The 9,331-nt window shown below is 44.6% G+C and carries 10 protein-coding genes; all 10 read right to left on the reverse strand.

All coding sequences use genetic code 11. The features are described 5' to 3' along the window. Positions 1-73: 73 nt before the first annotated feature. A complete protein-coding gene (locus BUB34_RS09610; RefSeq protein ID WP_073126823.1) occupies positions 74-1,645 on the reverse strand; it encodes a recombinase family protein in 1,572 nt (523 codons plus the stop codon). Beyond that, positions 1,632-2,066 carry a recombinase gene (locus tag BUB34_RS09615; protein WP_073126825.1) on the reverse strand — a complete coding sequence of 145 codons (435 nt, stop codon included), beginning with the start codon at positions 2,064-2,066 and terminating at the stop codon, positions 1,632-1,634. The genes BUB34_RS09610 and BUB34_RS09615 overlap by 14 nt, the downstream gene beginning before the upstream one ends. Beyond that, positions 2,067-3,629, reverse strand: a complete 1,563-nt coding sequence (locus BUB34_RS09620; protein WP_073126826.1) for a recombinase family protein — start codon at positions 3,627-3,629, stop codon at positions 2,067-2,069. A gap of 62 nt (positions 3,630-3,691) precedes the next feature. Beyond that, positions 3,692-3,907: an SHOCT domain-containing protein gene (locus BUB34_RS09625; protein WP_073126828.1), complete on the reverse strand. Its 216-nt coding sequence runs from the start codon at positions 3,905-3,907 to the stop codon at positions 3,692-3,694. Positions 3,908-4,036: 129 nt separating this feature from the next. Continuing rightward, positions 4,037-4,981, reverse strand: coding sequence for an N-acetylmuramoyl-L-alanine amidase (locus BUB34_RS13895; protein ID WP_073126829.1), 945 nt, complete (start codon positions 4,979-4,981; stop codon positions 4,037-4,039). 1 nt (position 4,982) lies between these two features. Then, positions 4,983-5,402 (reverse strand): phage holin family protein, encoded by a 420-nt coding sequence (locus tag BUB34_RS09635; RefSeq protein ID WP_073126835.1) that lies wholly within the window; start codon positions 5,400-5,402, stop codon positions 4,983-4,985. A 74-nt stretch (positions 5,403-5,476) separates the two neighbouring features. Further along, complete coding sequence (locus tag BUB34_RS09640; RefSeq protein ID WP_242948870.1) at positions 5,477-7,945, reverse strand: glycosyl hydrolase family 18 protein; 2,469 nt, start codon at positions 7,943-7,945, stop codon at positions 5,477-5,479. Beyond that, the gene (locus BUB34_RS09645) at positions 7,942-8,505 is read right to left on the reverse strand and encodes a hypothetical protein (RefSeq protein ID WP_073126831.1); all 564 of its coding nucleotides are present in this window, start codon (positions 8,503-8,505) and stop codon (positions 7,942-7,944) included. Before BUB34_RS09645 ends, BUB34_RS09640 begins: the two co-directional genes overlap by 4 nt. After that, complete coding sequence (locus tag BUB34_RS09650; protein WP_073126833.1) at positions 8,498-8,695, reverse strand: hypothetical protein; 198 nt, start codon at positions 8,693-8,695, stop codon at positions 8,498-8,500. The genes BUB34_RS09645 and BUB34_RS09650 overlap by 8 nt, the downstream gene beginning before the upstream one ends. A 383-nt stretch (positions 8,696-9,078) precedes the next feature. Next, positions 9,079-9,331: IS3 family transposase (locus BUB34_RS09660; protein ID WP_143153366.1), on the reverse strand; the 253-nt coding region annotated here is incomplete at its 5' end.

The raw sequence follows: 9,331 nt of genomic DNA on the forward strand, positions 1-9,331 counted from the left end.
TACAGAATCTGTAACAAAAAAACACCCCATAGGCTTCTAAGAACCTAAAGGGTGATATACTCTCATTGATTTTTTAAATCTCCACATCCACGCTTGTGCCTGACTTGAATTCCACCGAGAACTTTTTCTCATAAACCATTACCTTTTCAACCATTCGCCTCACAAGGGATTCATCGTATTCTTCTATCTGCTCCACCTGCTCTGCAAGGAACTCCTGCATCTCAGCAATTCGCTGTTTCAAGCCTTCTCTTTCCGCATTCTCTGCCATAGCATTCTGCCTTAATTCTCTCAGACGGTCAATCTCATCAGCAAGGTCATTGTAATCCTTTTTAGCATTTGCTCGTTTTAAAAGCTCCTTTTGCAGTTCTTCCAGTTTAGCATTGATGCTTTCCATAGAATTTTCATCTTCTAAAGCAAGTACTGAAGCAATGTTCTGCTCTAAAGCTACAATCATATCATCCTTACCACCAAGTGCCATATTGATAGCTTTTATTACAGCCTGTTGAAGTTCCGTTTCCCCAACTGTTGGTGCATCACATCTGGATGGTCCATGTTCCACCCTGCTGACACATCGCCAAACAAAGGAACGCTTACCTCTGTTATTCCAAGCAATTCTGCGATATATGTCACCACACTTTGGGCAATAAACAATACTTGAAAGAGCATACTTGCTGCTATAAACTCTTTTCTTTCGGTTAGCACCACTATGAAGATTTGTTCTTCTTAGCATTTCCTCCTGCACCTGCATATAAAGGTCGCGGGGTATGATGGCTTCATGGCTATTTTCTACATAATACTGTGGAACAATGCCATTATTTTTAACTCGCTTTTTCGTAAGTACATCCACCGTGTAGGTCTTCTGCAAAAGGGCGTCACCGATGTATTTCTCATTTCTTAGGATTTTCTTTATAGTTTCTGGTCTCCATTTTGCTTTGCCTGCTGCAGTTAGGATGCCATCTGATTCTAAGCTTTCTCCGATTTGTTTCAGGCTTGCTCCTTGCAGATACTCCAAATAAATGCGTTTTACAATCTCTGCTTCAGTAGGTTCAATAATCAAATGACCTTCATCATCTTTGGTGTACCCCATGAAACGATTGTGGTTTACCTGTACCTCACCATTTTGGTAACGGAACTGTAATCCTAGCTTTACATTCTTGCTTAAGGACTCTGATTCCTGTTGTGCAAGGCTCGCCATAATTGTAAGCAGCACCTCTCCCTTAGAATCTAAGCTATTTATATTTTCTTTTTCAAAATATACAGAAATGTTCTTTTCCTTTAGCTGTCGGATATACTTGAGGCAGTCCAGGGTATTTCTTGCGAATCGGCTGATGGACTTGGTAACAATCATATCGATTTTGCCCGCCATTGCCTCATTAATCATGCGATTGAACTCCTCACGCTTTTTAGTATTAGTGCCTGAAATACCATCATCAGCAAATATCTCAGCAAACTCCCACTCTTCATTATTTCGTATGAAATTGGTATAATGCTCTATCTGTGCCTCGTAACTTGTAGCTTGCTCATCGCTGTCGGTACTTACACGGCAGTACGCTGCGACCTTGAGTTTTGGCTTGTCTTCCATTTTTACATTATTGCCGACACGTCTTCGCGCTGGAATTACGGTAATATTCTTAGTTGCCTCCATTCGTTTCCACCTCGCTTTCTATTAAACTGTAGGCGTATTCAGCCTGTTTGAATGGATTGTCAAATTCCTGTATCTGCTTTCCCATTGTAAAATGCAGGGGAGCGGCAGGTGTTTCCTTAACCTTTAATTCTCTGACCCTGCCAAGCTGACTGGCTCTCGACTGACGTTCCTCTTCTGCCTTGTCGAACAATTCCTGATCTATGATGGCAGGGTAATATTCATCCCCAAGGTAATGAGTGTTTCGGAGCATTCGTCCGGCACTGCCGTGGAACAACTTCAAGCCTACCATTTCGGCTGCCACCATCAGTGCCTTGCCGGAAATATACTCTTTGAAGAAGGTTCTGACCTGTTCTGCCTGGACTTCATCCACAACCGCTTTTCCGTCCTCGATGCGATATCCGTAGGGAATATGTGCTGTCATTTACATCACCAACCTTTCCGCTAAATTCAGTCCACATTTCAAATGGAAGATAATCTTTTTTCTTGATTCAACCGTAATGCTGTCCACAAAGGCGAGGAATATTTCATCCTCAAATTCGGTCAGTATCTCACCCTTGGTAGTAAAAGACATCAGCCTTTGGAGTTCCTTGACCTTAACCTTGTCACCGCCTACGGAATTCAGCAACTGCTCTTTTTCCGAACGCAGACGTTGTTCTTCTACTACAAGTACATTATTTTCCTTGTTAAAAACGGCAGGCTCCAAGAACCCTGCTGCCATAAGGCTTGTAAGCGTTTGCTTTTTATCAGTGTTTTCTTCCATTTGGCATTCCAACTTCTGAATACGGAGCAGCCTGTCTTTGTCATCCATGCCACGCAGGGTTCGCAGGAGCGGTTTCAGTATCGCATTGTGGCCGTATACCAGTTTGTTCATCATGGTAAGGAATGCGAACTTAATGCCCTCATCGGAAATGTAAAGCATAGAACAATCTTTTTTACTTTCCAGGTGCGTTCCGCAAGTCCAAGCCACATAATCTCCGCTCGGTTTGTAATGCTGCCTACGCTTGAAGGTGCCGCCACATTCTCCACATTTGATTTTGCCGGAGAAACAATATCGGTTTTGGTATCTGTAGGTGTCTGTTCCGTTACCTTTTTCCATTGCCCTTTGGTCGAGAACCGCACGGACTCTATCAAAATCCTCACGGCTGATAATCGGTTCATGATGATTTTCGCAAAGGAAACGGTCACGCTCACCGTAATTTCGATGGCGGTTAAAACTGCTGTCACTGTAGGTTTTCTGAAAAATCACATCGCCCGTGTACTTCTCATTGGTGAGAATGGCGTTCACAGCACCCGCACCCCATTTGCCGTTTTTCTTGGTCTTAAGTCCTCTGGCATTCAGTTCCTTGGCTATGGCGTGCGTACCTTTACCCGCAAGGCAGGATGCGAAAATCTCTTTTACAACCTCTGCCTGTTCCGGCACAATGACCATCGTGCCGTTATCGTTGTCATAACCGTAGGGAGGATAGGCGATAATGAAGGTGCCGTTCTGAAAGCGTTTCTGCACCGACCACTTGCTATTTTCGGAAATAGAAACCGATTCACTTTCTGCAAGACTGCTTAAGATGGAAAGCATCAATTCACTTTCCATAGAACCCGTATTGATATTCTCTTTCTCAAAATAAATGGAAATGCCCAGATCTGTCAGCTTTCGCACCATCTCCAGGCAGTCCGTAGTGTTTCGGGCAAATCGGCTGATAGACTTGGTTATGATAAACTCAATCTTACCGTCCTCGCAGTCTGCAATCATAGAAAGCAGTCCGGCACGGACATCCTTTTTCGTACCTGTGATACCTTCGTCATAGTAAAGACCCACATACTCCCATTCGTCATTGGAACGGATGTAATTTTCATAATGAGCCTTTTGTGCCTCAAGGCTGATAAGCTGTTCATCACTGGCTGTTGATACACGGCAGTAGGCTGCAACTTTCAACTTTTTCTTTTGAATCAGGGTTTCATTTACCCCGATTTTCGTTATCTTTTTCATCAACTCACCTCGCTTTTTGGGTAGTGACATATTCCCGTACTATTGCGGAACTATCAAGTCATTTAGCCCATAATCTCTGACAAAAACGGGGAGAAAGTTTTGCGATTTACAGCCGATATTTTGTGGAATTCATCCACAGAAATCATGCCGAACATGAACATGGTTTCGAGCATTTTCTGTGCCATGTAAAAGTCGTATTCACGCTGCAATTCCTCCTGCGTAATCTCGTGTGCCACGGCGTTGGGTATTTTAAAGTTTTCGATTCTCTGTACTTCCATATAGGCTCCTCCAATCCGGGAATGGTAGAAATGTTCCCTTTGTCTATAAGCGAAAAGACAGGCTGAATCGAACCCCCTAAAGGCAAAAAAATAATGCCCTTCAAGGAAAAATCCTCAAAGGGCATCGTGTTAGTTCGGAATTTTGAGTTTCCAACCGCTATAAATCACATTGGAAGAAAGTCCATTCAGTTTCTTGATTTCGGTGTATCTGCTGCCTTTGCCGAGATATTTCACGGCAATATCCCAAAGGGTATCGCCCTTCACAACCGTATGGACACGGTAATCCGGCTCGGCTGTGCTGTCGGCAGGATAAATGGCAGTGCCGTCATTGGCAAAAACAAAAGTACCAGGGTTCTTATCTGCGGCCGCCTTTGCATTGGAAAGGATACGATACGCACCTACCTGGGATTTGCTGTCCTTCCAGGTCTTACGCACACGGTAATAACCAGTAGTCAGCTTTTCGGGATATGTCACCGTAGGCTCTGCAGGAGTTTCGGTTTCCTCCTCATCGGTAGTCGCCAGGAGTGCCTTGACCTCGGCACGGAAGGTATCCATGCTCTTGCCGTGCTTTGGAAACCAGTGCATCACATCGCCGTGGTTGGATGCCACGCCCTGCTTGTAACCTTCGGAGTGGCAGATGATGTTCTGTTCGGTCAAACCGTACTCCTTACAGAGGTAGGCACAAAGTTCAACGGCCTCACGGTACACCTTCTTAAAGTAGGCATAATCCGAAAGACCGTCCTCGCAGATTTCAAAACCGATATGGGTATTGTTTGCACTCCCCCCAGCGTGCCAACCACGATGATTCCAAGGGAGAGTTTGGTATGTGGCAATCGTGCCGTCAGCCAACTTGCCGATAAAGGCATGAACGCAGACCTCTCTGCCGCCGGGATGGTAGGTGTTCCAATGATTGCCGTACTGGTTTTTACCGAGCAAACCATCATCAGGACCTACATAGCGTTTTAGGTTCGGGTTGTTTGTACCCGTGGAATGAACCATGATACCCTTAACCGTGATTTTCCTGCCTGCTTTGTAACAGGCGTTTTCCGTTAAAATAAGTTTGTGTAAATTCATGTTACTTTCCCTCACTTTCCTTATTGTCGCGGTCATGGAGCTGCTCCAAGATTTCCTTCATCTTCTCCGGAATCGGCAAACCAAGGTGGGATGCGTTTTCTAAAAGGCTCACGCCCTCATTGGAGAGATAGAAGAAAATGACCGCCGTTCTCAGTACGCTGCCGTCACCGATGACATTGGCATCCAGGACGTGTGCGATTCCTACCATCGCAAAAATCAACACTTTTCGACAAATGCCCTTAAACCCAACCGAACTGGAAAGGTTCTTGTCCACAATGGCACACATAACTCCCGTGATGTAGTCCACAACCACGAACGCCACCAGTGCATACAGAAGACCGTCAAAGCCTCCCAGGAACCAACCGAGCCAACCTCCAAGGGCAGTAAAGATGATTTGAATGGTGTTCCATAAATCCTTCATAGTAAAATCCTCGCTTTCATAAATTTTTGTATGCAAAAAGGGCACCCACCATATGGCAGATACCCTTAAAGCCGTTATTCAGTTTGCTTGGGCAGCCATTCCCATACTCGCATATCCTCCTGCCCAAGGGACCACATACACATCCCTCGCAGTTTCCATCGGTATGCTGCCTGGTTCGCCCAATAGATCAGGCTGTCCACATCCTGGTAATACAGAATTGAAAAGCCGTCTGCATCTCCAAGGAACAGCCTTGAAATCCATATATTGATATCCCTTGGGATGATTTTTGCCGTGTAGTCATTGCCACACTCAAGGGGCATGATGTGGGAATGATAAAATTCATAATCCAGTGATATATCTTCGCTTCTGGTAGAGTATTCCTCCACATCGGAAGTAAGCGTAAAGACCTGGAACTCATTATCCCATGTGCAGTTACTCCTCTCGATTCTGCCATAGGAAGTTTCAGTTCCATCCGGCATTACAACATCAAATCTCTCATATGGCTCATACGTCCAGGCATCTCCCAAACGGAGCAATTGACAGTTGATTTGATTTTCCGAACGAATCCCTGCATATCCACCGCCACTGCTTACCATTGCAGTAAATCGCAGCGTATTGGATGTAGAGGAATGCACCCGTACCTTGTTTCCACGCTTACGCATTTCAATGGTGTAAACATTTGGATTGCTGCGAATGTCAGCCTTTGAAGTTTTTGAAATTGTCATGGAGTAACTGCCTTTCAGCGTAGAACCCTCATACAATTCCAAACGCTGTGTGTCATAGTTAAGGCAACAAAATAATGTTCCAATGAAGATACCCGCCTTACCGCAACCATTTGCCGGAAAGATAATCTGTGCCCGAAAGTGAATATCAGAAAATCCATTATAATTCCATGCAAGCTGACCATAACCTTCAAGCTGTGAGTATGGTCGTTTTGCCATACTTTCCGGGTCTTGCCACACATTCCACTCACCGGATAGAACTGTCCAGTAGCTTTCCGGTATCTTCTCTTCGTCACGGAAATCCTCATACCACACAAGAGCGGAGTCAGGCTTTCGGCGGAGCATTTCAAGTGTCAGCTTAAATCCCGTTGCAGGACCCACCATATCTCCATTCACATCTTTAAACTTTCGTGGAGCAAGGGTATATTCTGCTTCTCCCGCTGTTGGTTGTTCAGAAAAATCAGTACAGACACGGAAACCATAAAACTGCACACCGTTTACACCAACGGAAATAGTCAGTGTATGTTCTCCTGCAGAAAGTCTCACTCCCTTGGCAAGTGTCGCCCAGAAGGTAGTCCTCCAATATGGCCACCATAGCCTGTTCTCGGAGAAATGAACCGTACTGCCATCAAGAGATGCGTAAATACTGTTTTTATCCCAGAATGGGTAACACAGACGAACCGCCACATCATAAGAGCCTGCCTTATCAATCGTAAAATTGTAGGTAGCAGAACCCTCATCACCTAAAGTGACCAGTGTTTTTGATACAGAAACCACACCGTCATAGCTATCCGGTTCGGCACCACGGTCAATGAGAATTTCTCCAAATTCAGTGTGCTGTTGTTTTGCATATGCAGTCAGATATCTTCTGCGGTTATAGGTTTCGGTCATAAGCGGATAGGAATAATCTGTGGCATCCCTGCCTTCCATATAATCGTACACATGAGGCAATGCCCACGGTCCCATATCATAATCATCCCAATAGGAAACAATAGGGATAAAGGGTTGGGGAGGTGCATCATCGGTAAAATTATAGACACCCTGCATCCAGTATTTTGCGGCGTAATAAGTGTTAGATGTACCACGATAATATTTCCCAAGGTTCTCCGGCGTATCGTAAATCTGCCAGTTCCAACCGTAAGCAGGCATACCAAGGAAAACCTTGTCGGGATTCATTACCTTCGTAGCATAATCGTAAATACCCTCAAGCCAACTCCTCGGAGAAACAGGACCGGGAGCAGAACCCGCCCAAGCCATACCGTAACTCATGATAGATGCAGTATCGCAATATTTATCAAGGTCACCATACACGCACCAGTTTTCTCCACCCACCGAACCGTTAACAGAAGTCATACCTGGAAGGCAGATGTTCATCTCTTTGGTGGAGTCATAGGCTTTTACCGTTTCGTAGATGTGCTTGAACATTGCCGTGGATACTGCGTGGGTGGAATAGTCATCTCCTTTTTCCAAGTCGATATCCACACCATTGCACCACGGATACTTTTCCATGATACGCACAAGTTCAGAGCAGAACTTATCCTGCGCACCGTCCGTGTTATCACGCAGAGCCTTAAAAATGGAATTTGCACCATCGTTAGCAACAGTAAGCAACCATCGGATATGTGGCCATTTGTTGATGTATGTCAGCATATTACTAATGGGAACTCCACTCTCGGTAATTGTACCTGTCTTATCCACCTTAAAGGAAAACAGACCGATAGTATCGATTCGGTCACCGTAATCACGCAAGGCCTCATACATTCTGGAATTACCCATAAATGTCCACACCATAATACGTTTGCCTTTCAGTTTATCCCTCAAATCGACACACCTCCGTCCGTCATTTCCTGTAATTCAAAAAGCACCCTGGCAGACTTGCCGTCCTCCAAGGTAATCTTATGCTTGGAATCCCAAGCGGCACTGTATTGATAAAATCCCTCTTTTAGTTCTGTGACACCATTCTTCGTACATTCTCTTACAGAAGCAAGCAGTGCCAGATCATCTTCTGCTGCCAGTGCGTTTGGGAATCTTACCTTCTGTCCACCCACACCTTGGGAAAGTTGCACCGAGCCTGCTGCCATATCAGACTTTGGATAAATATGAATATCCAACCCACCGGAAGTTTCTCCAAGGTTACAGACAATCACTGTTTCCGCGGAACGAACCACACTGTTGAACCATACTTTATTGCCTTTGGCGAGTCGACTCTCCGTATGTGGCACATACCCTGTCAGTGCAGGACCTTCCTGTAATTGCAAGTCAGTAAACCAAATGGTGCCGGAGCAGTCCGTGATGGTAGGTTTCACGGTAACGTTCACAACACGCATATCCTGCTTTTTATTGATAACCTCTGCCAAACGAATGAATACCGGATTAGCCATCAAGCACCCACTTGATTTCACAGGGATGACCTACCCATCCCGTAGCAACCGAACCCGGCTGCAGCAAAAGGTCTGTAATATAAAAAGTGCCTGTGCAGTTGGTCACGCACACACGCACGGTAATAGATTTCACTTTGGAGAAGTAATTTTCAGGCATTATCTTCTCCGATGTTTTAGAAAAATAAGCCATAGACACCTCCATCAGTAAAGGTCAATGAATCGGGTTTCGGTGCTGCCGTCCTCATATTCAATCACTACTTCAATGCCGACCTGGGCATTATCGGAAAGTTTCTTCAAATTCTCCGATGCAATCTGCGCCGACAGTGTATAACTGCTGCGGTTGGAAGGATACACAGTCTGATACAGACTTTTTGTCATGCCTGCAACACCTTCTGCCCTAAAAGATGCTGTACCGGATGCACCGTTTTCTCCGTCTGCCTCAAAACCGGAACTGACCCAATATGCCAGTCCATCGTCTGCACGGGAATTTCGCAGATGATTGAACGGAACAAGTTCTCGGATATCGTTATTGGTGGATCTATGTCAATATTTTAGACACAAATAATTGAATTTTTAACTTGCTCTAGCTATTTTTTCGCACTGTTCTGGTGATATGAAACCAATACTTCCATGAATTCTTTTTCTATTGTACCAACCTTCTATATATTCAAATAACCTTAGTTTTGCAGACTCAAAATCAAAATACTTAACCCTATAAACTTCTTCTTTCTTTAAAATGGCATGAAAAGATTCTATACAGGCATTGTCATAAGGACACCCCTTTTTACTAAAAGACTGAATTATTTTATTTTTTAATGTATAGTTG

Source organism: Asaccharospora irregularis DSM 2635 (assembly GCF_900129815.1).
Taxonomy (GTDB): Bacteria; Bacillota; Clostridia; order Peptostreptococcales; family Peptostreptococcaceae; genus Asaccharospora; species Asaccharospora irregularis.

Excerpts from the sequence above, each read along its gene's own strand:
- BUB34_RS09610 (WP_073126823.1), bottom strand. The coding sequence starts at position 1,645 with ATGGAGGCAACTAAGAATATTACCGTAATTCCAGCGCGAAGACGTGTC.
- BUB34_RS09615 (WP_073126825.1), bottom strand. The coding sequence starts at position 2,066 with ATGACAGCACATATTCCCTACGGATATCGCATCGAGGACGGAAAAGCG.
- BUB34_RS09620 (WP_073126826.1), bottom strand. The coding sequence starts at position 3,629 with ATGAAAAAGATAACGAAAATCGGGGTAAATGAAACCCTGATTCAAAAG.
- BUB34_RS09625 (WP_073126828.1), bottom strand. The coding sequence starts at position 3,907 with ATGGAAGTACAGAGAATCGAAAACTTTAAAATACCCAACGCCGTGGCA.
- BUB34_RS13895 (WP_073126829.1), bottom strand. The coding sequence starts at position 4,981 with ATGAATTTACACAAACTTATTTTAACGGAAAACGCCTGTTACAAAGCA.
- BUB34_RS09635 (WP_073126835.1), bottom strand. The coding sequence starts at position 5,402 with ATGAAGGATTTATGGAACACCATTCAAATCATCTTTACTGCCCTTGGA.
- BUB34_RS09645 (WP_073126831.1), bottom strand. The coding sequence starts at position 8,505 with ATGGCTAATCCGGTATTCATTCGTTTGGCAGAGGTTATCAATAAAAAG.
- BUB34_RS09650 (WP_073126833.1), bottom strand. The coding sequence starts at position 8,695 with ATGGCTTATTTTTCTAAAACATCGGAGAAGATAATGCCTGAAAATTAC.